Here is a 25,055-nt window from a genome sequence, read left to right on the forward strand (position 1 = left end):
TCTAAATCCGGATGACTTATTCGTTAGTGGTATACCATTACTATCCAAGCCAATACTCTGCTGCTCGTAAAAACGTCTTACACGTCTCCAGCAGGTTGGTTTTAGCCAATAATGAAATCGTTAGCAACCCAATCTCAGACACAATTTCGGGCGGATGTGGCTTGGGCAACAAATTTCATTGCCCAAACGTGTCGACGAGACTCACAGTCAAAGTCTAATAAAGACAACAGCTTGTATGGAATACTTCATCATCTTAATGCTTAAGGTCCAGTCTATGGGAGCGTCCATATATGTCCTGTATTCTTAGTTACTCGGGCAGCTGAATAAATTCCAATCACAACCCGAAAAAATACTCTAGATATGAATTAAAGTTGTCCCAACTTTTTGTGGGACCATCATTTAGATAGTCTATTAAGCTCTGTCCCAGACAAAGCTCAACAACTTGTCCATTTTTACTGTTGTAGAAAGAACCTCCACCGCCCTCAAAACTATCAAGCGGAATTAGTTCCGGTGGGATCCCCAAGCTTTTCCTTAATGAGTCAGCACCAAGAACATAATCGGTATTAATAATAAACCAGCAGAGTTGATGCATAGCGCCCTTTTCACCGAAAAACTCTGGTCCAGCTTCTGCGTGGAGATAGAAAAAACCTATCTGTGTTTCAGCAGAAATCCCTATACTTTCCAGAGCTACTTTATACGGGACGGACACCTCATCAAACCACCATCCATTACCTTTCAAAAAATCAATAACTTTATCTGATAACATACTAAACCTTCTAACATTTCTTTGTGACTTTAGCTTTTCTCTTTTCCAACTCAATATTGGCTCTTTCACGCCAATAAGCTTGTCGATCATCAGAAAAAGACGTCCTGTCTACTGGATTAAATGGGTGAGCATCTGGCAAATATGGGTGTAGTGCATTGGAACCATGATATCTCTGATGAGTATCTGCAGAGAGCTCAAACATAGATCCCAACCCATTTTGTTTTGAATGGTGCAAGTTTAACTGCGAGTATTTCCCATTCTTTACAACGAAGGGACTTCCACCCTCCATTGCTATATCCAAATTCGTTTTTACACCACTCCTAGTATTCACCGGGAGATCCCAGTCAATGTTTTGTTGGTAAACCTTATGAGTACTACCCGAAGGAGCAGCAAAACTATATGGAGTATAAAATCCCGCCAACCCCAGCGGATCCACCCATTCGAGCGGGTTGTGCACATAGGCCTGTGGCCGGGTGCCTCCGGCCATGCCGATGGGGTCGGGGCTCAGGTATTGGCTGATGTCCGGGTCGTAATATCTGTGCCGATTGTAATAGAGCCCACTCTCACGGTCGTAAATTTGCCCCTGAAAGCGCAGGTCACAGTGTAACGGCTCGTTAGCCGCTTGTTCAAGATAGTGTTTTGGCTTGCCCGTTAAGCGCCACTGCTCAAATTCACGCCACAGCCCGGCCTCACCGCGCCAGGCCACTTCGCCTTCTTCGCTGCAAAGCTCCCGCACTGTACCCGCCTGGTCGACGACAACCAAATGCAGCTCAACCTCGGATGACGGCATAGGCGCACTGTTATCACTTTTACCCGCCGTCAGGCTGTCAACTGCTTGTGTCAGCTGCAGTTGACTGTGCTGGCGGGCTTGGGCCAATGGCCTGAAACTGCCGGGCTCATAGAGCCACTGGGTCGTGGCGATACTGCCGTCGGCAAAATATTGTTGCTGCTGACACAGCTGGTCACCTTGCCAGCGGTATTTAACTTCGCCCCGTGCTCTGCCCTGCTGACTGCGATATTTGCGAACCCGCCTGCCAAAGACATCGTATTCGTAATGCCAGACATCACCATTTTCCAGGCTGAGCTGCACCAGGCGGTCTTCTTCATCCCAGTGAAAGAAGCGGGTCTGCGGCCTGAAACCCGGTTTAAGCACGGTTTTTTCCAGCAAGCGGCCATTGGCGTCATAACGCAGAGTGATTGGCCCCTGGCGCACCACTCGGCCTGCCTCGCCATACTGCAGGGATTTTTCCAGCCGCTTTTCGGCCAGCGACACCAACTTATTATCGCCATTGTGGCTGAGTTGACGCTCGATATGGGTCAGTTGCAGCTCGGAGTCATAACTGAAAAAGCGCAGTTCCTTTTGCTCGTGCCAGGGCGCAGTGCGCTGCTCACTGATGATTTGCCCGAGGGCATTGTGGGCGTATTCACTGCGGCCCCAGTGGCTGTCTTCCACCGCACTTAAGTGGCGCTGATGGTTGTACTGATAACGGCGGTCAATCCCGCTCACCCGCCCACGCAGGCCATCGCTGCTGCCCTTATCACCCTGGGGCATCAGCGCCTGGGAAGCAAGCAGGCCATCGGCGGTAAAGGATTGCTGCAGCAAGAAGCCAAGGCCATTACCGCGGCGACTTTCATGCCCCTGTGTGTTGTAGTCGAAGCAAAGCGGCGCAAAATCTCCAATACTGAGCTGAGCCAGCCTGCCCTGTTGCCAGTTAAGCTGCTCAGGCAGCAACAGGCCGTCACTGCCCACTCGGCGACCCGCCGGACTGTAATGGTAGCGGCTGCTGGCACCGTTGAGGGTTTCTGCTATCAGTCTGCCGGCACCATCGTATTCAAATTCAACTTCCGACACTGGGTTACGGCCACGTATAAGCCTGCCAGCCGCATCGTAATCGAAATGGCTGTTGACCATCACCACACCGCTGGGGCCACGGGTTTGCTTTTGTAGCAATCTGCCGCACAGATCATGATAGAAATGGATACTGCTACCATCTGTTGCAGTACGGCTCTTCAAACGACCTGCCTCATCGTATTCAAAACAGGTCTGACGTCCATCAAGGTGCGTCTCTGCCACGACCTGACCACTGGTATTGAACTCCAGACGCCAGGCTTCCCCCTTGCTGTTAGTGATACCGGCAAACTGGCACTCGCCGTTGTAGTAAAGCTTCAGGGAGTGACCGAGGGCATCAATGCTTTCCAGCAGCAGGTCAAAGGCACCATAGCGATAGCGCTGGCTGGCACCGGTATTGTCGGTGGCCTGAACGAGGTTACCTTCCAAATCGTATTCAAAGTGGCTGCTGCCTTGCTGAGCATCTTCAAGCTGACTGACCAACGCGGTGACGCCCTGATAGCTAAAGCGGCGTCGCTGCTCACCGCTTTGAACCTGAGCCAGCCGCCCAAGCTCATCGTAGCTCAGCTGTAAGGGTGGCTGTCCGGGGGGCATGACCTTGCTTGGCAAGCCGAAGGCGTTATCGTATTCAAAGCCGGTTTGTTCGCCATCGGCATCGATGGACCAGGCCAATTGCCCCATGCCGCTATATTCAAAGTAACTTGGCTTGCCGAGGGGGTCGGTCACACTGACAAGATTGCCCTGCTTATCCCACTGATATTGCCAGCATTCGCCCGCCTCGTTGGTATAGGCCAGCACCTTGCCCTGCTCATTGTGCAGCCATTGACGCACCTGTCCATCGGCTGCCGTTATCCGGCTTGGCTCGCCATAGGGGTTGCGTTCAATCTGGGTGGTTTCTCCGAGGGCGTTACTTAGGCGCACCAATTGGTTGTCTTGCCATTCGCGGTAGAGGGTTTCGCCATTTGGCATCACCTCACGGATGATGTTGTTGCGCTCATCGCGGTGGTACATCTTGATGCCATCGAGTGGACTGCGGTAATAGACGATACGGTTGTCATCGTCATAGTGCAGGGCATCGCAAAAGCGCTTATCGGCGCCACGGGAGCGAATCGCGCGGCCTTTCTCATCGTAGTCATGTTCAACCCAGGTGTGGCTTAAATCCTGCCAGCGCAGCAGCCAGCCTTCTTTTGAGTATTGGTAGTCGAAGTTACGACCAGGCTCACCACGGCAACTCTGCAAGAAGCCATGTTCGTCATACTGGTAGCTCACCAGGGGCTTTAACAACTCGCCGCTGGCGCTATAGAGCGCCAGGCTATCTATCCGCCTGCGACTGCCTACAACCTTGATGACTCTGCCATCAAACAGCTGTACGCCCTTGAGGTGGCCTCTGTCATAGATGAACTCATGGCTGCGGCCCTTGCCATCGGCAATGCTGCTAAGCAGCAATCGCTCACCCAAACTGTGGTTGAACTGGTATTCGAGCCCATTGAGATGCTTAAGCAACAGTTGCCCCTGGCGGCGAATAAATCGCCATTGGGGCATATGGGCGGCACCGAAGCTTTCGCCCTCCGCCGGGATAACAAAAGCGGCTTTGTTGTATTCGCCATCGGTGAAATGAGCGATATCCCCATCGAGTTCAAGGTACATATCCCACTCGGCACGCCAGCGGCGGCCCAGCAGACCCGGCTCTACATCGGGAGATGAATAATAAAAGCGCTTCAGCGACAAACCAAAGGCTGCGGGCAAAACAAAGTCGGTGCGCCAGTCCACCACAAAGCCCGTCGCCATATCGATGGGACAGCCGTTGGTACACACGCCATTTTCCCCCGGTCGGGCCTTGTTGGATTCATCCACCTTAGCGGCTGTCGCTTCTGAGCGTGCTGGTTTGACATCTTTACCAGCATTGAGTCCAACCTGGGGTTTAGGGGTATTCTTGGGTCTGGGTGTTCCCGTGAGCCGGGTAACTACCTTCCCCAAAAATTCATCCACCTGTTTGCAAACCCAATCAATTTGCGCTTCGAGCTTTTTCGCCATATCCCGCATGGCTGTGATCAAGGCCTGGAAGCTTTCGGGCATCAGTCGGAAAATCCAGTGAGCGCCGTTTTTGACAGCCCTGGTGAGGCCATCGATGATCTTATTGATAAGAGCCAATGCATCTTTGGCGACAGATTTGATTTTATTTGTAAAATTCTTAAGAAACTTCACCAGGTTTCCGTTAGACAACCCCCTCAATACCCGAATAGCCGCCTGGATTGCTTCCGGCGAGTTTTTGGCCAGTGACTCTATGACTGCAGAGCCGGTTTTCTTCAGCGCATCACCCAAACCTGGGACAAAACCCACCACCACCAGCGCCCCCATGGCCCAGTGAAGTTTGCTCTGGCGTGCGCTGGCATCGGTATAAGTTGTCCAGCCCCATTCCCCCAGATCGTATATATCCATTGCCTGACCAACCACGGGAATGAAACCCAGGGCTATCTCACAAAACAGCAAAATGGCACTGTTATCACCGGCCTTGGCGACCACTTCGGCCGGTAAACTGACATGGATCTTATTGATGGCTTTACGCAGCGATGCAGGCCCTTTATTGATCTGCTCGTTCAGCTCCCAAAAACGATCGTACGCAGGTTCATACTCGTCAGGCACATTCAAAAACAAACTGGTGTCATCAATGTCGATATGGCTATCACTGCTGTCATCGGCATCGTATTCGATAAAACCTTTGTTTCTTAACAGCGTAAACAAGGTGAAATATTCACCGGCCAAGGCCGCATGTTCAGGATTTACCTGTAAAGAAGGGTTATTCGGCTTGGTTTCGGCAGGCTTAAATTCATCGGAACCTTCATCAAGCAGGATCTCAAACGGGCCACAGGGCATGTCCTCGACAAGACACAGGCCCTTTTTGTCGGTTTTGCCTTCTATCTGGGCGTTTTTGCTGTCGGTCAGGACGAATGGCGCTTCAGGCACCGGACTGCCATCGTCGTAGTGATAAAAGATCAATGCGCTGCAACCGCACTCAACGCAGCTTCCCTTGAGCACATTGTCGGTGGTGAAATTCTGCTCCGCCGCCTGCTCACTGGACAGCAGCTGGGCCTTTTTATCTTTACTCATGGGTCAGTTCTTCCTTGTCCAACTTGTCCAACTTGTCCAGTTCTGCCTCGGCAGCACGGTATAGCTGCTGCATTCTGGACTGCTCTCCTTCGGCCTTTGCCAACAGCAAGTCCTTTGCCCAGGGCTGCTGATCAAAATCGGCGCCAAAGAGCACCGCCAGGGTAAGCCATTTGATCTGCTGCTGTTTCCCCAAAAAGCCATACTCCTGCGCCCGATTGGTGCCCGCCTCAATAAAGTCATGGAGCTGTGGCTCTGACCAGTGCTTTGTATCGGGGTGATGGCGGTGCAGATGACTGACAAACTCTCGCTGTCGGCGCACACGGTTATGATTATCCAGCGCCAGATACTGAGTACTGCTCAGCCTGCGCGGCGCATCCAGACGCTGATTGCTGCTAAAGCCCGCCTTAGGCCAGTTGTGGCGATAACAGCCTGACTCATCGATAAGCACCAAAGATGACGCCGGCCCGAAGAAGGCGGTGATCTCATCGTCACTGCTGGCGCTGAGCAGGCTTGTCAGCACCTCAGGATCCCAAAGCCGCAGCAACGCAGATTCTTCTGAGCCGCTGTCATGCTCTGCAATCAGGGTCCAACTGCGAATATGCTGCATCAGCTTGTGCAGTTGCTGCTCAGGTGTATAGGCCATCATCTGCCCTTCCAGAACCCAGGCGATACCCCATTTGGGCTGACTGCAAATATCCGTGGCAAGCTGGGGCCAGTTTTGACTATGGGCCTTGATAAGATAGGGAGAAACCGAGGCATGCAGCCGCCCCATTTCGCCCCAATAGAGGCGGTTTATCTCAAGGTTTTCCGGTGACTGATACTCTGCAATAGCAAGCACATCACGGTTGAAGGTGGCATCGGCCAACAAAAACACCGCATTGTGGCTGAGAAAATCGGCCCAACTATCAGCACTTATCTTCTCGGGGGAGATATGAGGGGTTAACTGCATGTTCAGATCCTTGAACTTGAATCAACAAAATTAGCGACTGCGTCAGGGCGTGAGCCACTGGTAAAAATCCGTTTGAGCGGCGAGCGTGGGCAGCTCTTCACACTGTAACTGGAATAACGTCAGCGCTTCGACAACAGAATGGGCAGCCAAAAGCGACTTAAATTCTGGCATCGAATGGTAATGCCGCCCCCAGACAAAACAGCGCTGGGCCAAATACTCGTGTTCGACTGCACTTTGGGATGGAAAAGCCTGCTCTACGTCTTCCAAAAAGGAGAGATAGGTTTGCGTCAGCCGCTCAAGGCTAAGCTCACTGCTGTGATAGAGCGACAAGCGGGCAAACAGCGCCTTGGTTTGTTCATATCGCCTCGCTGGTCTGGCGATATATTCGTACTGCGGCTCATCGAGCCGTAGTGGCAAAAACTTGTGTTCTTCCTGATGACTGTCGTTGCCAGATTGGGCATGCAGACTCCAGCTAAGACCCTTGTTCTGATCCTGGATAGGCAGGTAAATATCGCCGTGATTGGCAAGCCAGAGTTGGCGCGAAGATCCAGACAAGCTGTGCCAAAGCCTTGGAAATACATCATTGGCATGACAGCCAAACTGAGCCAGCTCACCCGAGGGATAATGGGCCACCAATCGCTGTTGCCAAAAGTCGATGACCTGTTCCCAGTCCATATCGGTTTCGTGCAGTAATGGGGCAAAAGCGCCTTGTGAAAAGGCCGCCAGCCACAGAACATGGGTTTCGGCAGGGTTGCCTTCTTCCAGTCGAAGCAGCAACACAGGAGTATCCGAGGTTTGCAGCAGTGGCGACCATGGCAGATAGCGCCAACAATCGCTCTTCTGGCAAATCTGCCACGCCTCTTGCCAATCTGGATGGGGGATCAAAGACAAAAGCGCGTAGATAAAGCGCTTTTGGTCTCGTCTTAGCAGCTCATGAAGCGCTACGACATCCTGGGGCTCCGTAGCCACTTGTGGGGTGTGATTCATTTGTCGCACTCACATTTCTCACAGGATGAACAGCTATCAATCATCCAGCTCAACTTCTATCTTGTAGCCGGGCTTACCTTCTTTAGCCCAGCGGGTCCGCACCTCCGCAGGACTCGGCGGTGGAAATGCCACCCCTTTCTCCAGCAGATATTGCTTAACTTTTAGCAACCACTGGTAGTTATCAGAACCCTCTGTGTAAATTTTCCGATTCAAGATGTCATCAACGCTCCAGGCTATATCGGCCCCAGCTTTGTCATAAGCATAAGGGTCACTACCCTGTTGAAGCATGACGTAAACCAGTTCCCAGTCATTTAGATCGCTGGCATATAATGCGGCATGACTTCCGCTGCCATCGCAAAGATTAGGATCGGCGCCAAATTCCAAAAGCGTGTCTATTGCGTCGAAATTAGCCTCACCTATGGCGCCAAACAGGGCTGGCTGCTTTAAATGATTCATGCTGTTTGGGTCACCACCCGCTTGCAGCAGGAGTCTGAGCCACTCGATATTCTTCCAACCCGCCACGTAGGCCACCGGGGTATTGCCTTTACCACTTTTAAAATTGGGAGCAGCCCCCAACTTCAGCGCCAATTGCATGCCTTCTTTGTCATGCCGGGCGATAAACCAAAAGAGTGGTGTGATCTTATGCTCGCCAATCACATTTAGATTGACGCCTGATGCCAAAAGCGCTTTGGCTTTTGTTTCATCACCTTTGGAAATGGCTGTCAGCACCGCAACCATTTGTGGCTCAAAAAACTGCTTCGCATCCATATTCTTTCCAGACTCGGCCATTCCAGCATAGCCACAGGCACCCAGCAGTCCGGCCAACAGAGTTCCAATCCATCGCTGCACGCTTAGCTTCATCCATGATCCCCGCACTGAATTGCAATTTGCAGGCTGCCCGCTGCCATCAATCCCTAGGGGTAAAACACGGCAAGGCGTTACAACCGTCTAAGTGACTTTTAGCTGGCGGTGAGTTCGCCTGAATGGAAAATCTCTACTTATCCAGCTCAACTTCTATCTTGTAACCGGGCTTACCTTCCTTGGCCCAGCGGGTCCGCACCTCCGCAGGGCTCGGCGGTGGAAAGACAACCCCTTTATCCAGCAGATATTGCTTAACTTTTAACATCCACTGGTAATTATCGCGGTTTGGGTCATACAGCTTGTCGACTTCCACATCGTTCACGATTGCCGCAATGTCAGCACCGACTGAGGAGTACTGACGGTAATCACTTCCCCGCTCTAACATCAGATACACCAACTCCCAATCATTAATGAATGCAGCGTAGAGTGCAGCGTTTCGCTTGGGTCCATCTGTCACGTTAGGATCTGCGCCAAATTCCAAAAGTGTGTCTATTGCGTCGAAATTAGCCTCTCCTATGGCGCCAAAGAGGGCTGGCTGCTTTAAATGATTCATGCTGTTTGGGTCACCACCCGCTTGCAGCAGGAGCCTGAGCCACTCGATATCCTTCCAACCGGCGACGTAGGCCACCGGGGTATTGCCTTTACCACTTTTAAAATTGGGATCAGCCCCCAACTTCAGTGCCAACTGCATGCCTTCTTTGTCATGCCGCGCTATAAACCAAAAGAGTGGTGTGATCTCATGCTCGCCAATCACATTTAGATCAACGCCTGATGCCAAAAGCGCTTTGGCTTTTGTTTCATCACCTTTGGAAATGGCTGTCAGTACCGCAACCATTTGTGGCTCAAAAAACTGCTTCGCATCCATATTCTTTCCCCCAAAGCCACAAGCGCCCAAAAGTCCAACCAACAGGCAACCCAACCAATGCAGTCCGTTCCTTTTCATGTAGATATTCCATTTACTAGCCAGCAGTTCCGGTCAGGATATCGATATCTTCAACCTTTTGCTTCTCTATTCCGGCGATTACCTGCGCCATGCCATGACGACTGACCGGATTTAGCCCGGTTCCAGGTAAAGAATGCATCTCGCCTGCGGCTTCAGGCAATGCATCCTTTTTGAATAAAACCGCGGCTCCAAGGGTACCAACAGTGGCTCCCACGGGCCCAAAAAACAGTCCACCCAGTCCGCCCAGCAGGCCTGGCAGCAATAGCCCTCGGCCTTTTTGAATTCCCGTCAGCACCTCACCGTCGACGGATTGGGTCTGGATAAGATTATCTATCTCGGCCATGGGTAACCCACCACGGCGTGCGACCGTGTTAGGGTGCAAGCCAGCAGCATTGTAGGTATACCCCGGCAATCCTGTGACCCCAACGGCACTCGCTGCTAACCCACCACCGAGTGAGTGACCAACCATCACATCTGCTGCGCCAGCCAATTTAATCTGTCGCGCTAAATCCATCGCCTGATTGTACTGGGCACTTTCCTGCCCAATGCCTTGCTGCCCATTGGTCGCCCAATCCTTACTTCCAGTGACACCGTTGTTGGTACCCCGAAAAGTCAGCATGGTTTCGCCATTGATATTTGACTTAAATAGGCCAGCACCAAAGCCACTTTCTTCATCCCAAAACACCGCATCTTCTAATCCCGGAATGCTGCTGGTATCCGGTACCTCCAGGCCTATAGGCAACTCTGGAAACGCCTGACTATGCCCACGTCGATATTCATCCAACGAGTACACATATTGCGCCGCCTCGGCGCGCAGTATGCTGTCATTATTAAACGCCAGACGTTTTGCCGCCGCCGCTTTAGGCCCGGATTCCGGTTCAACGTTTGCAGCTGCGAGGTTTTTTCTTGCCTCATAACGAGCCTTACGTTCGGCAACACTGTTGACAGGATTTTTCAACCTGGCAACCCAGGCCCCTGGTGTTCCCCAGTATGCATCGGACATAACGGCCGCTGGCAATAACCTTATCAGCGCTTCTCCTTCCTTGGCGCACGCTTCACCACAAGGTGTAGCTGGGGACTGGAAAGGCGTATCGCCAATCAGCACATCACCCGAGCCCGCCGATACCGAGCCACCGCAGCCAATGGCATCGCCGACTCTGGCGGCGGGCTTGCCATTGATGGAAACCGTCGACGATCCGGCTGAGATGCTACGACCATGCACACCGTGAGGCATGTTGGGACAAGGGCAAGCATGCAACAGCACTGCGTCACCTTTTCGTGCAGCGGGCTTACCATTGATACTGACATCGCCGCTGCCGGCGATAATGGGCGTTGCAGGAAAGCAGCCGTGTCCAGCACAGCTATCACCCAATCTTGCAGCCTTGGGCATAGTGTCTCCTTAACGCCTGTCCGCTGCGGTTGGCGCCGTCGGGCTGGCTGGCGCTTCGGGATCCACCGGTTTCGGTTCTGTCGCCTTACCCGGCGAGCCGCCTTCATTAATTTTGACCTTACTGCCGCTGATGGTCACACCACCGCTGTCGAGCTTAATAAAGCCTCCGGGCCCTTTAATCGTCAATTGATCGCCAGCGTCAAGGACTATGGTTTTCGCTTTGAGCCCCGTCTCATTCCCGACTTTAATCAACCAATCAGCACCAATGCTGGTGTGATCTGACGCTGCGATTTTGGTCTGACGGCCACCGTCAATGCGGGAGATCATGCCGCCTGCGATATACCTCTGCACAGCACCACCAATTTTTTGCAACAGGTTACGTCCCAGAGTTTCGTGCCTGTCTTGCCCTATGCGTGTCAATTCATCTTTGCCAATTTCACAGTGACGGCTCGCTTTTATCTTTGCCACACTGTCATTACCGACACTTAAATGTTCATCGACACCAATTTCCGTACGACGAACGTGATTTACCACTCTGTCCATGTCTTTTTGGGCATGGAGATAGATCTGCTCCCGACTGGCCTCATCTTCAAAGCGCAGTTCATTGAATCCCTCCCCTTTATGGGTTTGAGTTTTCAGGGTCGTACGCGTCTTATGGTTGGGCAAAATATAAGGTGGTGTATTCACCACATGATAAGTGCGACCGGTAATGATGGGCTGGTCCGGGTCCCCTTCTAAAAAGGACACTATCACCTCATGGCCGATACGCGGTATGGCGAGAAAACCGTACTCGGCACCCGCCCACCCCTGGCTGACACGTACCCAGCAGCTGCTGTTTTCATTTGCCAGCCCGTATCTGTCCCAGGGAAATTGCACCTTTACCCGGCCGTGCTCATCACAAAAAATCTCTTCCCCGTTTGGCCCAACGACCGTAGCAATTTGCGGCCCGCCGACCATTGGCCTCGCCGGTATATTAGCCTGCCAAGGCAAATTAGCCTCCAAGGCACTGAATTGATTGTGAAAGTTGGTTGGAGCTTCGGTATTTGCTTCTTCAGCTGCCGCGCCCTGCTCGCCACTGTGACGAACAGACAACAGCAGCCAGTCGCGATTGAAGCTGCGCTCAGGGTGATCTTGCAGCCCATACTTGAACCCGGCTGCCAGCTGGGGAATATCACTTTCACCCCGCGCCACCTCAGCCTCAGCACGCCTGGCGTGTAAGCGACTTTGGCTAATGAGTTTGCCCTGAGTATCGTCTTTGTAGCGACCAGGGTAATCATAATGCTCGTACAAGGTATCAGAGCCCGTTTGCTGGTGCTCTAAACGCTTACCAACCTGTTGCTGCAAAAAACTGTAGGCGGGTTTTTTAAAACTGTAATCCTTCAGCGCGACACTGCCCGATGCCAACTGCTTCTTGTAGGCAAAGCGGCGCACGAAAGGCTGCTCACTTTTGCCTCCGGCCAGTGCGTTATAAGGCAATACCAGCCCCGAAGCAGTTAAGCGAGAAGTCGCATCACAAAAGACTATGCTGTGGTTGTCGTCCCCCTGAGTTATCAGCCAAAATACGCCGGACTCAGCAGTCAGACGCTGGATAAACTCAAAGTCTGACTCTCGATATTGAACACAATACTCTCTTTGCTCTGTTTCGTGGCGGGTATCCCAATTGAAGGCATAATCGGCAATCCCCATCTCTGCTAGCAGTGTTTCCAGAATTTGTTTCAGGCTTTGTTGCTGGAAAATTCGACTGTTATGACGCAGTTTCAATCTGGCCATATTGCTGTTCATCACCAGACGATATTGGCTGTGATGATGTCCGCTATCGCGCCGCTCAAACGCGGTCACAACGCCGTGGAAGCGCCGGATAGCTTTGCCATCGCGCCAAACGCTGAGCACGCCGCTTCTGTCAACAATGGCCTCCGGGGTCAGGGAGGGGTCACGGCTAAGCAACTCAAGCTCGCCGTGCATATCCGATGATAACCCTTCATCTACTGTAAAATATAAGGGACTGAAGACTTCTTCAGCCAATCCTTCTGCCTTGAAATGAAATCTCAGACCTGACCCAAGATGGTACATATGCCTATCCTTATTGCTGACTGCCACTCACAATGGCCATGGCTACCGCACCCCGACATCACAGGGATGCAGGTTGAAACGCCATGCATTTGGCTTCCTTTGGGTAAACACTGCTGCTTACCCAAAGAAAGCCAATCCCTTACGGGACTGGCTTGATTAATCAGGCAACCTGGTTGCGGATGTGTTGAACGATATCCAGACTGCGACTGTCGCCGCGGCTCTGTAAATCGGCGACCACTTCGCGGATAACGCCGTGGTAATCTTTGGAACCACTCACCAGGGTACGGTGGCTGTGCCCGATATCAGTGAAAGTGACGCCACCCTTGTGGTGGTGTACATGGGGCTCTTTCACATCAGGGTAAAAGTATTCCTTCGGCATAAGACTCACTCCTTGCGAACCGGTGAAGAAGCAAACGCCCCCTCACCGGACTTGCCATTTATGGGTCTTAACCTTCGATAGGCTTGCGCCAGTCATCGGCACCGGAAGTACCGGCACTGACGTGATCCCAGGTAATTTTGCGATAGGCCAGAGACACTTCAATCAGTTGAGTGAAGTCGGACTTGGTTGGGTCCTGACAGTGCGGCATATGGCAGTCAATATTCACGATGGTGGCGCCTTCCAGCGCGGTAGTGAAGTAGTGCTCCTGCTTACCTTCGATAGAGGTGCGATACCACTTCATTTCCACCTTGGTCAGCTTCTCACCGGAAGACAGCGCGTTATACATCAGAGGCACAGCCTTGTTCAGGGCCACGGTGAACTTGAATGGCTTGTGTACGCGCTGACCTGAAGGCATGCCAGACTGAGGGTCAGTTGGTACTGTGACTACGTGGTTGAATTCCTGAACCAGCATCTGGTCTTCATGACCTTCAACGAAGATGTCACCCACTGAATCTGGGGTGAAAGCACCGGCAGTGAGATTACCCTGAGTTTGACCTTCGATGGCGATATAACATGGAGTTGGCATAGTTAAATTCCTTTTTTACACATTGAATGACCGGGCTTACGCCGGGGTACGGGAAATACTGCCAATCCCACGCCAACATTTAACTCGCTGTATTTACATGACTTTATTGGTTAATCCGCGGATGTGAGCAACAAATTGCTCAAGCCCGGGCAATTTATTGCTCGGCGGGCAAGTTTTCGCTCGTGGTTGTCGAGAATGGCGCCAGTTCAATCGGCACCTTACGGGTCAGTGCTTTTTGCAGCTCCTGCTGCCGACCAAATTGCAAAGTACGTTTGATAAGCATGCCTTTTAGCAATCTGTCAGCCTGTGCCAATTCTTGGCCTGCGCGTTCTATCGCCTGCTGTTCCAGCAACTTATCGACGTAATAAATCCGTCCAAGCAGCGGAGACAACCCACTGGCATACTCTGCAAGTCCCTGAGCCTGGCTGCGGATAACCTTCATATCCTTAGCATCAGCTTTGAGCAGCATCCGTTCTATGTTGGCAGCCTGGGTACGGGCAACCGTGAATCTTTGATGGTAGCGGTCAAGTTCGGTGAGATAACCGAGCTGCAGGGCGTAATCGGCCTCATTGGCATCGAGTACTGTCTGGGGTGCAAACACTTCTTCTATGCGCTGCCACCCTGAAACGGGTGCAACTTCAACCGTCTCTGGCTTTTGCTTTGAAGCAAATAACGAGGGGAATACTTTGGTAAGTGGTGCTTGTGTCAATGGCATCGACAGCAGCCCCACCACAACACCCAATACACAAGCCAGCATCAGAGGCAACCATAACGGCCTGCGACTATCGTGCTGTCGCTCGGGCAGTCCTTGTGTCAACTCAGCAGAGGACGGCCTGAACTCATCAATTTTTTCAAATACCTGAAACCCAACAGCATCCAACGAATCCATCTGTCTCACACCACGGATTCTGAGTGCCTCATAGAGTTGCTCGCAGGCATATTCGCTGCGAAACCACTCCTTCATATTTGAACCGGTACACACCATCAGCTTAATCTCCGGCAATAGTTTGCCCATAGCCCAATGGATGTTATCGGCAACCTTATCTCCGCTCAGGCCATGGTCTTTAGCACTCCCCAGCAATGCAACCAACAACAGCTCAAGCCCGAACGCAAGCCCCTCAACGCCACGGGTTTTGGCTGCCGACACACTCAGATAGCTGGCAAGTACCATATCTACGCCGTCAGACAACAACAGTTCGCGTCCGTCCTGATAGATACGCTCCCAATCAACACCGCCACTCAGTGGCGAATAGCGACTGTTTATCATGTGGCGGATCCTTTGGTAGCGTTTATCCTCCCGCAGTGCGTCAGGGGATTGTGATATGAAAAATTGCGCCAGCTTGGGTAATGGGATAGAGGTCAATGGCAACTCACTTAGCGGGAAAAGCGACTTCATGTTCAGGGGCAGGCAGCCTAGCTGCCTGCCTGACATGCTCAGTAAAGTGTTTTTGGCAGTTGATAGTTGCTGAGCAAATTGGTTGTGAAGGGATTGATACTGTCCCGAGAGTGGATGCGGTACGTCACCTCTCCATTGTCGACAGTAAAGCGATAGTCCACGCTGGTAGAGCTTGAGCCTGTGATCCTGGCACCTTCCAGCAACTTGAAGAAAGCCCATGGTCCCTGAGAGCCTAAGGAGCGTGGTGACTGATTTTGCTCACTCGGAACCAGTGTCAGTCGGCTCTCAGCCCCCTGGCGCAATGTATTGGGCCAGATCAGCTCAATATTGCGACTCGGGCCGTGGGTATATTCCACGTACTGACCATCAATATTGAACACACTGCGACGCTTGTTCGGACTCATCTGCAAAGGTTCCAGACCAAATTGAACGTCTAGATTGCCTTTGAGGTTAAAATAGGCTGCACGAATTTTACGGGCATCCTCAAAGGCAGACAGCACTTCGGCACGGATTAGCCCTTGCTCGCTGTTGGTCAGGGCCGACAGCGGAGCGGCACTATCTTCGATAAACCACCTAAGCTGTTGATTATAGAAAGATTCCAAAACCCCCGCAGGGCCAAAAAAGCGTTCAAAATCAGTGATTGAAGCCTGCTTATTGGCCTTGGGGTCAAAGGGATAGCGACTGGCGAGGGTTTGCTGATATTCGCTGTAAACCTCGTCATACCATTTGATTTCCAAATGCCGCACCGCTTCTTTAAGCAGGACTTTCCAGCTCTCATCAGCCAACTTAGCCACCATGGAATCCATGGGCTTTGGCAAGCCGCTGGCAATACGCTGCAGCGCATACACGGGATCGGCGCCGCTGAGGTTAACCCGCTTTTTAGCCGCCTCCAGCGCTGCCTTGCCCCGGTTCGGTGAGTTTTGAATATCCCGCATATAATCGTGCAGCTGCACGATAGCCATCATAACTTCTTCGAAGTAGGCGCCTTTTTCGGCGTTGACGCCGTATAGCTGATTCAGGTCGTGAAAATTACTGTCAATAACCTGCGCCCAGCGGTAGTCCTGACTCTTGAGCAGCGTATCTTTAGCTTGTTCATCCTCAGGTAACGCCGGGAAGAGCTCGGTATTGGCATCCAGGATTTCCAAGATGCGTTTAAGGGGCTGATGGCTTAATGCTACATTGTCCAGCACAGTCACCGCATCGCCAATGCCTTCAAAGCTCTTGATATTGAAGCTATTGATCGCATTGCGCCAGGTGGCGTTGTAATCGGCCAGATACAGGGAAACGATTTTATTCTGCAGCGCCAGCTTATCCGCCTCACTGAAGTTGATATTTAGCGACTGTCCAAGTACCCAGCTGTCAATCAGCGCCAATTCGGTGACAGAGTCAGACACTGGGATAAGAAACGTCTTAAACCCGTTACTGGTCAGCATTTGCGGGATTTTCAGCGTATCTTCAGCACCGCTTCGGTTCTCAAATACCAACTCATTTACCGGGCCAATGGTCAAGCGCAAATCCAACGGTTCCCCCAGTTGAGAAACCGATGAACGCTTCAGATAACGGTATACCCGCTCTTCTATAGGCAGTTGGGTCAACTCCTGCTGCGCTTGCTTCACCAGCCAGGCAAAGGGCTGTACCACAGCAATAGCCTCTTTGTTACCCTGAGCCTGTGCCTTTGCCAAATCAGTGTGTTGCAGCGTATATTGCAGATGTTGCATCAGCTGCTCCTGAAGCTCACGGTTACCGGGAAACGCCTTTTGCCAGGAGTCGGCGAAATAATCGGTGACAAACTCATCCCGACGTCCGCTCTTGTCTATCAGCATCCGATAGACACGAAGCAGCGCGAGTTTTTGCTCACTGGCTTTGGGCGCTTTGGCGAGTTCTGCGGCCAGTTGGCGCTGTAAAATGGGCAAATACCGATACGCCAGCAGATTCAGATAGGCTTCTTCAACCTTTGGGCCAATGGCATGGCCTTGATACAGCCCCAGATCTGAAATCAGCCACGGCTTGTCACGGAAAAAACCAAACTCAAGTGTCGCGGCACGAATGGTATTCAGCGGCGGAATGATATTGCTTGCCGCCGGGTCCAGACTGTTTTTCTCAATCTGAGCATTAAAGCTGTTGACCTTATCCAAAACCGCATCAGCCTGAGCACTGTTTTTCAGATAATATCGATGCCAACTGCCAATCAACATCGCCGATGCGATGGAACAGGCGACCACAGACAACATCATGACCCGCCGTTTACGCTTGGCCACCCTGAAGTTGTCAGAGGCCAATCCTGCTTCGGGATAAATGATCCGGCTAAATAGTGACTGCGTGAAGTAAGTCGTTGAGTTTTCACTGCGCTGTGCACTGTTGATTGCATCGGCAAGGCCGTACCTGCGGGCGGCGCCATCAACATAGGCATTGGTGGGGACACCCTGTTGATATACAGACGTGAGGTAAACGCCGCGCACCAAAGCGGAAGTGGAAAACGAATCGCTGGCAAGCGCATCATGAAAAAACTCGCGCAATAACCCATGAGCACCGGCCAACTGCCTCGAAAAGCCGTATAGCTGTGCCCTTTCGTCTTTATCACGGCAATTCAACATGGCTTTGGGTAAGCAAGCGTTGATCCGCTCGATAAATGCCCGCCAGTCCTGATCGAATTCATTCAGCCAACTGTCGAGGTTATTGACCGAATCCAAAGAGAAGGTAAAGCCCAGAATTTCCTCGCGTTGAGCCTTGGTCATATGACGGAAAAACGGCTCAAACCCCTGGAGTAAATCCAACTTGGTCAGGGAAATATACACAGGTAAGCGGGTGCTGAGAGTTTCCATCAACTCCCGCAGACGGGCACGAAGCAGATGTGCGTAAGCCGTCCGCTCAGCAACCGACTCAACCAGCAACGCCGAGAGGTCAAGTACCAACACCACACCGTTCAACGGACGTCGGCTACGGGTTTTCTCCAGCCACTGCACGAAATGCAGCCATAACCGGCGCTCCATATCCTGCTGACCTTCCTGGCCGCTGTTCTTTTGTGTCAGCAGCTCACCATCGGGGTCAATCACAACAGCATCATCACCAATCCACCAGTCAAACGAGTGAGGGTTGTCGCTTTTCTTGCCCGAGGCGCGCATCACAGACGAGAAAACAAACTTCTGCCCAGAGCGATTAATCAGACTGGTTTTCCCGGCATTTTCGATGCCCAGAACCAGATACCAAGGCAGCGCATATAGATAATCAGAACGCGCCAGGCTGTCTTTTAAGCCCTTCATTACCTGATCAAGTTCCCGCTCCTGACGCTCCTCCAGCGCCAGAATAGGATCTTCCTGCAATTGCCTGGATTTCTGTTGTTGGGCTTCCATGCCTTTGAGTCGACGCCACTGACGCCATCCCCAAAAACAGAAACACATCAGGGTGAAGATGATGCTGGCTATCAGCCTCGCACTCACACTTTCCAGCGGCCTGCCCTCCTGATATTCCCACCAGGGACCCATCCACCAAATCGCAACATTCACCAAGACGATGATGGCCACAATCAACACCGGCAACGCAGCTTTCAGCTCGGGTTGCAGACGTTTAAATACCGATTTCACCATTGACCACATATCACTTTCCCTGTACTCAATTTATGTTTGCTTTTTGTGTTAACCGCGACATCAAACCAGGTTCCCAGTCGGCCAGGGCGGTTTTATTTGCCTGCTCCAGCAGCACCTGATATTCGCTCTGTGCCAACGCACCCAATTTGTGCTGGTGTTTCAAATCCGCGCCCAACAAGCGAAGGTAGAACTGGTCTCTGGGCTCCTTGGCCTTGAGCAATTGCTCGTTCAGCGCCGACAACGCCAAAACCAATCCGCCTTGCTCAGCTAAATCCTTGATTTCAGCTTCGCCGCCATATTGCGCTTTCCCGCCACCACCTCGGGGTTCTTCATTGAGCCAGACAAGCGTCTCCTTGGACGCAAAAGGCGAACCATCTTTGAAGCTCATTTGTGCCAGCGTGGGTAAGCGCCCAAGAAAGGCTTGGGTTTCCTCACGAATGGCCTGACTCCAGACGGGCTGCTCCAACTTCAGCGCCAATCGTGCCGAAAGATAGTGACCATCCAACCAAAAAGGCGCGAGGCAAAGGCTTTGTTCTATCTTGCGAAGCAGCGCCAAATCCGGGCTGCGCTCCACGGCCGATTCATAATCGGCAATCCTGTCAGCTGACACTGGCATCAAACTGGTCACGCCTTTGGCATTGGCATTCTCCGGCGCAGTGGCAATCGAAAACCAAACCGCGAAACGTCTGAGCCTTAATCCCAAGGCCATGCCACTGGGGGTTTCGCAGATGAACTCGGCCACTTTCAGCAAGGTTTGTTTGCTGCTTTTGTCGCTGCTACTGTCAAGTTCCAGTGTGGAAGTGGCGTTTGACGAAGAAGTTTGATGGCCTTCGGGCACAGTCGTATTGACCTGAGACTGACTCTGCTGCTCCTTATGCCTCTGGGATACCAGGCTCTGAAGTTGATTGAGCTCCTCCAGAGGTAAATCATGCGCAACCACTTGCTGTCGCAGCAAATCCATGTACCTGTGCAACTCGTCCCACTGAGACGGATCGTCAACCAACCGCACTGTGTCAATGGACTTCAGAAATCGCTGCATGATCTGCAGGTAAAAACGTCGCCTTGGCAACGCTCCCCGGGGACCGGGGGCCGGGTGGCAAACCTCCCAATACTCGGCCATAAAGGCCGCTAACACCGCCACGCCGCAACTGAACCGTTGAATGCTGCTCTGATATTGCAAACATTGAAGTAAATAACTGACCAATTTCAGATCTTTGGATTTTGATTCGAGCAAACCCACCGCAGCTCGCTCTACCTCCTGCCAGGCCACGTCACCGTGGGCAAGGGAACCCACCTTCATCATCTGATTTTCAATGAAATCGAATACCGGGTCGTCATTCAGCCTGTCGCCCTCGGGCTTATGTGCTGACACAGGGCGGACAATGCTGTCGACATAATCGGAAATGACCATGGTTACCATTTGCAGGCACCTCGCATGGGCGCAATCACTTCAGCCAAATGGGTGGTATCAAATCGCAATCCCTCAATAGCATCGACATTCGAAGACAGTGTCAGCTCATCCCCTCTTAACACATGCTTCATCACACCTATGGCGACCAGCCCCCTGCCTGAGCGATAAATAAGACCTGTATCGTCGCTTAGCCAATTTTGCGTCATGGCCTCGCCACTGCTGCTGGCCAATGTCACAGACACCTTTGATGCCGCCGCTGCTTTGGGAAGGATTAATTCGACCCGGCTGATGTCATCTACACAGCTGAGCATGAGTATGGGGCGTGGTGGCAGCGCGCCGAGTGCCGATGCCGTGAATCTATAGTCACTCTCTGTGTTATTCGGAGCGGCAATAAAGCCACTGCGTTCGGCCCGCACCGCCTCCGAAGCGTTGGCAAAGACCACACTGTCAGGCTCACGTCTGGCATTGACGGCCAGGCTGTCCGGTGAAACCTGGGTTTGAAAAACAGCATCAAAACACGCCAGACGCTCAAGTCTCGCCTGAATGAGGGTGCAGGATTTCGCCTCCGATAAGGTGTCAGCGTGCGCATTAGCCACCAGCCACAGACTCCCCCACAGAAACAAGTGTTTGACCATGGCATTCATTCGGTGATCTCCAGTTTCTGGCACTTATGAGACAAGGTGCGCTTGGGCAGCCCCAGGCTCATTGCTGCTTTGTTACGATCGCCATTAAACGCCTTTAACCGGGAACGGATCACCGCCCGTTCGAATTGAGAAACTGCCGCCTTTAAATCAAAAATGCGGTCAAATTCATGTTGGGTATCCAGTTCTCCGGAATCGAGGGATACGCCATCCAGCGGCGGCAGATTGTCCTGACTGATTTCCTCATGATCGGGAGTCAGAGCACAGGCATATTCGATCAGGTTTTTAAGCTCACGGACATTGCCGGGAAAATCGTGCCCATACAATACCTTAAATGCACCGTGACGGATCCCTGGCACCTGACGTTGCTGCTCACGATTGAACAGCTGAATAAAATGCTGCACCAGCTGAGGCAGATCATCGCGCCGCTCGCGCAATGGCGGCAGACTCAAAGGGTACTGACAAAGCCGATAAAATAAGTCCCGTCGAAAGCCGCCTTGCTGGATTTGGGCCTTAAGATCCACATGGGTTGCGGTAACCAGCCTGAAATCTGCTGTGACTTCCTCCTGCCCGCCCACTGGACGGTACTGGTAGCTCTCCAGCACCCGCAGCAGCTTTGATTGCAGATTGAGCGGCATGTCGCCAATCTCATCCAAAAACAGGGTTCCTTCGTGGGCCTGGGCTATCAGTCCTTTTTTATCTTTATCAGCCCCCGAAAAAGCACCTTTTACATAACCAAACAGCTCTGATTCCAGTAGATTTTCCGGAATTGCCGCACAGTTAATGGCAACAAACGGCTTCCCCGCGCGAGGGGACAAATCATGAATGGCACGGGCTACAACCTCTTTACCGGTACCAGTTTCACCCTGGATCATTACCGCAAGCTGCAAAGGTGCACCGCGACTTAACTCCCGACGAAGTTTGAGCATGGCGTCTGTCTCACCAACAAGCGTTCGGCTCAGCCCTTCACAATTTTGCGCTTCACGTTGCTGGTGACACATCTGCAGCAAAGAGTCCGATAACTCTGACTGGCGAACAGTGCTGATGTGCATCTGAGTCATCATCTGCCACTGCCCCAAAAATACTTTGCTGTAATCCTGCCAATCGTTATCACAGAGGATGGCAGCCGCCTGCTGTCCGTCTACCCAAAGACAGAGCACGGCAAGCACATGCTCAACATCGGCCATGGGGTAAATGAGCAACGCTTGTTGGCCGTTAAGCTGGCTTAATTCACTAAACTCAGGCTGCTCCTGCCAATAAACCAAGGTCTGCGAGTCCAGCAGCATCGGTTTACCATTCTGCAGAACATGAGACAGGGGCTGACGAAAATCGTCCACCTCAAACTCCCACCTACGAGCCTCACCGCAAGGCTCACCGCTTTGGGTTTCGGCACATAACGAGCGACCGTCTACGCTGGGCAGAAACAGCATGGCGCGTTGAGCGGGCAGTAAGGTTTGCAAGGTGGCACAAAAAGCCGCTACCAATGCCGCCTCCTGCTGCATACCCAGCAATGCAGCAGCACGGTTTAACCAAGGTTCAGACGCCACTAACACACATCTCCTACAAACTCACCATCGCGATAATCCAGGCAAATTTTCGATACAGGTTCTTTCAGCGCAAGTCGGTTCAGCAATGCCAGCGAGACCGGTGGCAACACCTGTCCATCAATAATGGCTTCCAGCATACGGGCACCATTTTCACTGCGGGTGGCACGGCTTTGAATGGCCTCAACCAAGGCATCAGCAATGGAAACTTCAGCCTTGTACTTGTCGACCAGGCGGTTTTTCAGTGCATCCAACTTGTATACGATGATGTCCTTCAGCACATCCTCACCAAGAGGCAGATAAGGTACGATTTCCATGCGAGCCAGCAACGCAGGCTTAAAGAAGGCTGCAAGCTCTGGATAGAGGGCCTCTTCAAGTAATTCAACCTGATGCGCATGGTCGACTATGGTTTGGAAACCTAGGTTCGAGGTCAGGAAAAACAGTACGTTCTGGCAATCAATCAGCCTGCCTTCGCCATCAGCCAACTCCCCTTTATCAAAAGCTTGATAGAACAGGTTCAGCACATCCGGATGCGCCTTTTCAACCTCATCCAATAGCACCACTGAATAGGGCTTCTTACGTATGGCTTCGGTTAACAGCCCCCCTTCCCCATAACCCACATAACCCGGTGGCGAACCGATAAGCCGGGAAACCGTATGTTTTTCCTGATATTCGGACATATTGATGGTGGTCATAAACTGCTTACCACCATAGAGCTGCTCGGCAATCTGCACGACTGTCTCTGTTTTTCCCACGCCGCTGGGCCCCACCAGTAAGAAAGCACCTTTGGGACGGCCCGCTATGCGCAAGTCGGCCCTCGCGGTTAACAGATGACGATGCAATCGCGCCAGTGCCGGCGACTGACCTTTAAGACTTTGCTCAAGCAGCTGGGGCAGATGTGTCAGGATATCCAATTCATTGGCGGTCATTTGCGACACTGGCACACCGGTCCAATCACCAATTACCGCAGCTATTTGGGCCTCGTCCACCTGTGGAAATACCAGTCGTTCAGGTCCTGACAATTCTGTGAGCTCTGACTCCAGCCTGCGAAGCTCTGCTCTGAGCTCACCGGTATTCGCGCCGTCGTCATGGATGTTTTCAAGCAAAGAGCGTCGTATTTCGATGATTTGTTGGCTAAGATTGCGCTGTAATTCCCAGCTGGCGGACAGCTCCTGATATTCCTCTTCCACACCACTGAGCAATTGTTGCAGCTGCTGGCGCTCTGAGTCTATGTCATAGCCAATACCCTGCTGACGCTCAATCAACCCAAGCTCCATTCGATATTGATGACGCAAGTTATCAATCAGGCTCAATCGCCTTGGCGGCGTACTCATATTGATGGCAACCCGGGCACACGCGGTATCCAAAACATCGATGGCTTTATCTGGCAACTGACGTCCAGAGAGATATCGGTCGGAAAGAAATGCCGCCGCTTTCAGAGCAGCGTCCTGAATAAACACCTGATGCTGCTGCTCATAAATACTGTGCAAGCCGCGCAGGATATTGACCGTTTGTGCTGCACTGGGCTCATCCAGTTTGACCAACTGGAAACGGCGGCTAAGCGCCGGGTCCTTCTCAACATACTTTTTATATTCTTTCCAGGTGGTGGCGGCGACTGTCATTAACTCGCCTCTCGCCAAGGCGGGCTTGAGCAGGTTGGCGGCATCGCCACCGCCTTCCTGATTGCCTGCACCAATCAAGGTGTGGGCTTCATCGATAAACAGCACCACAGGCAAAGGCGACTGTTTCACTTCACCAATGATGCTCTTCAGCCGTTTTTCGAACTCCCCTTTGACCGAAGCGCCAGCTTGCAGAAGCCCCAGATCGAGCGACAGCAGGGTTACGTCCTTTAATTTATCGGGCACCATGCCTTGGGCAATTCTCTGCGCCAGTCCCTCAACAACAGCACTTTTGCCAACCCCGGCATCGCCAACCACGATGGGGTTGTTCTTACGGCGACGACAGAGAATGTCTATCATCAGGCTGATTTCATCATCACGGCACAACACAGGATCCAACTGTTGCTGCCGCGCCAGAGCCGTAAAATCAGTGGTGTATTTGCCCAGGGCTGTTGCTGGCTGAGGTGTAGTTTGCGCAGCAGTTTGCTCAACTTTGTGTGATTCAGATGAATCGCGCAGCAGCGCGGTGAAATTACGCCGCAAAGACTCACGGTTAACCGCACTGAAGCTGTCAATCAATGCCGCAGGCAGATACCGCTCGGCATGGATCAAACTGCATACAAGCAGCGCGCCTGAGCGCAGCTGAGTTTGCCCCAACTCTGTGGATGACAGCAGCCAAGCATCCTGCATCAACTCAATCAATAACGGAGAAAATACAGGATAGGGATCCAGGCTGGTGTCTTTGGCCATGGACTCAAGTGCCTGCAGGCGGATCTGGTCTGCATCCAGTTCAAATGACTTTAACAACAACCGCGCATCGCCCAGGGGATTATCTAGCAGGCAGCACAGTAGATGTAAAAAGGTCACTTCTGCATTTTGTCTGCTGATACACAGGGATGCGGCCTCTTCGAGGGCCGTTTTGCTCTGGCTGTTAAGTTTGCCAATCAGGGTCGGCAATTCGATTCTGATCAT

16 protein-coding genes are annotated in these 25,055 nt (G+C 52.2%); all 16 read right to left on the reverse strand.

The features are described from left to right. Positions 1 to 334: 334 nt before the first annotated feature. Complete coding sequence (locus STH12_RS12050; RefSeq protein ID WP_126169507.1) at positions 335 to 766, reverse strand: hypothetical protein; 432 nt, start codon at positions 764 to 766, stop codon at positions 335 to 337. Between the two features lie 10 nt (positions 767 to 776). Then, positions 777 to 5,723: an RHS repeat-associated core domain-containing protein gene (locus tag STH12_RS12055; protein WP_126167774.1), complete on the reverse strand. Its 4,947-nt coding sequence runs from the start codon at positions 5,721 to 5,723 to the stop codon at positions 777 to 779. Then, positions 5,716 to 6,672 carry a DUF4123 domain-containing protein gene (locus tag STH12_RS12060; protein ID WP_126167775.1) on the reverse strand — a complete coding sequence of 319 codons (957 nt, stop codon included), beginning with the start codon at positions 6,670 to 6,672 and terminating at the stop codon, positions 5,716 to 5,718. Before STH12_RS12060 ends, STH12_RS12055 begins: the two co-directional genes overlap by 8 nt. 42 nt (positions 6,673 to 6,714) lie before the next feature. Further along, positions 6,715 to 7,659 carry a hypothetical protein gene (locus tag STH12_RS12065; RefSeq protein WP_126167776.1) on the reverse strand — a complete coding sequence of 315 codons (945 nt, stop codon included), beginning with the start codon at positions 7,657 to 7,659 and terminating at the stop codon, positions 6,715 to 6,717. A gap of 36 nt (positions 7,660 to 7,695) precedes the next feature. After that, on the reverse strand, positions 7,696 to 8,520 hold the full coding sequence (locus STH12_RS12070; RefSeq protein ID WP_218567742.1) for an ankyrin repeat domain-containing protein: 825 nt from the start codon (positions 8,518 to 8,520) through the stop codon (positions 7,696 to 7,698). A 133-nt stretch (positions 8,521 to 8,653) separates the two neighbouring features. Beyond that, positions 8,654 to 9,463, reverse strand: a complete 810-nt coding sequence (locus STH12_RS12075) for an ankyrin repeat domain-containing protein (protein ID WP_174234569.1) — start codon at positions 9,461 to 9,463, stop codon at positions 8,654 to 8,656. Positions 9,464 to 9,479: 16 nt separating this feature from the next. After that, positions 9,480 to 10,853 carry a PAAR domain-containing protein gene (locus STH12_RS12080; RefSeq protein ID WP_126167777.1) on the reverse strand — a complete coding sequence of 458 codons (1,374 nt, stop codon included), beginning with the start codon at positions 10,851 to 10,853 and terminating at the stop codon, positions 9,480 to 9,482. Between the two features lie 9 nt (positions 10,854 to 10,862). Then, positions 10,863 to 12,923, reverse strand: a complete 2,061-nt coding sequence (locus STH12_RS12085; RefSeq protein WP_126167778.1) for a type VI secretion system Vgr family protein — start codon at positions 12,921 to 12,923, stop codon at positions 10,863 to 10,865. 160 nt (positions 12,924 to 13,083) lie between these two features. After that, positions 13,084 to 13,302 (reverse strand): hypothetical protein, encoded by a 219-nt coding sequence (locus STH12_RS12090; RefSeq protein ID WP_126167779.1) that lies wholly within the window; start codon positions 13,300 to 13,302, stop codon positions 13,084 to 13,086. 67 nt (positions 13,303 to 13,369) lie between these two features. Continuing rightward, complete coding sequence (locus tag STH12_RS12095; protein WP_126167780.1) at positions 13,370 to 13,888, reverse strand: Hcp family type VI secretion system effector; 519 nt, start codon at positions 13,886 to 13,888, stop codon at positions 13,370 to 13,372. A gap of 154 nt (positions 13,889 to 14,042) precedes the next feature. Next, on the reverse strand, positions 14,043 to 15,155 hold the full coding sequence (locus STH12_RS12100) for a type VI secretion system ImpA family N-terminal domain-containing protein (RefSeq protein WP_164551202.1): 1,113 nt from the start codon (positions 15,153 to 15,155) through the stop codon (positions 14,043 to 14,045). A 167-nt stretch (positions 15,156 to 15,322) separates the two neighbouring features. After that, on the reverse strand, positions 15,323 to 18,877 hold the full coding sequence (tssM, locus tag STH12_RS12105) for a type VI secretion system membrane subunit TssM (RefSeq protein WP_126167782.1): 3,555 nt from the start codon (positions 18,875 to 18,877) through the stop codon (positions 15,323 to 15,325). Between the two features lie 16 nt (positions 18,878 to 18,893). Continuing rightward, a complete protein-coding gene (gene tssA, locus STH12_RS12110) occupies positions 18,894 to 20,288 on the reverse strand; it encodes a type VI secretion system protein TssA (protein WP_237158601.1) in 1,395 nt (464 codons plus the stop codon). Next, the gene (gene vasI / locus STH12_RS12115) at positions 20,282 to 20,923 is read right to left on the reverse strand and encodes a type VI secretion system-associated protein VasI (protein WP_126167783.1); all 642 of its coding nucleotides are present in this window, start codon (positions 20,921 to 20,923) and stop codon (positions 20,282 to 20,284) included. The genes tssA and vasI overlap by 7 nt, the downstream gene beginning before the upstream one ends. After that, positions 20,920 to 22,467, reverse strand: a complete 1,548-nt coding sequence (locus STH12_RS12120; protein WP_126167784.1) for a sigma 54-interacting transcriptional regulator — start codon at positions 22,465 to 22,467, stop codon at positions 20,920 to 20,922. The genes vasI and STH12_RS12120 overlap by 4 nt, the downstream gene beginning before the upstream one ends. Further along, positions 22,467 to 25,055: a type VI secretion system ATPase TssH gene (gene tssH / locus STH12_RS12125; protein WP_126167785.1), complete on the reverse strand. Its 2,589-nt coding sequence runs from the start codon at positions 25,053 to 25,055 to the stop codon at positions 22,467 to 22,469. The genes STH12_RS12120 and tssH overlap by 1 nt, the downstream gene beginning before the upstream one ends.

Origin of the sequence: Shewanella khirikhana, from assembly GCF_003957745.1 — a bacterium.
Lineage (GTDB): Bacteria > Pseudomonadota > Gammaproteobacteria > Enterobacterales > Shewanellaceae > Shewanella > Shewanella khirikhana.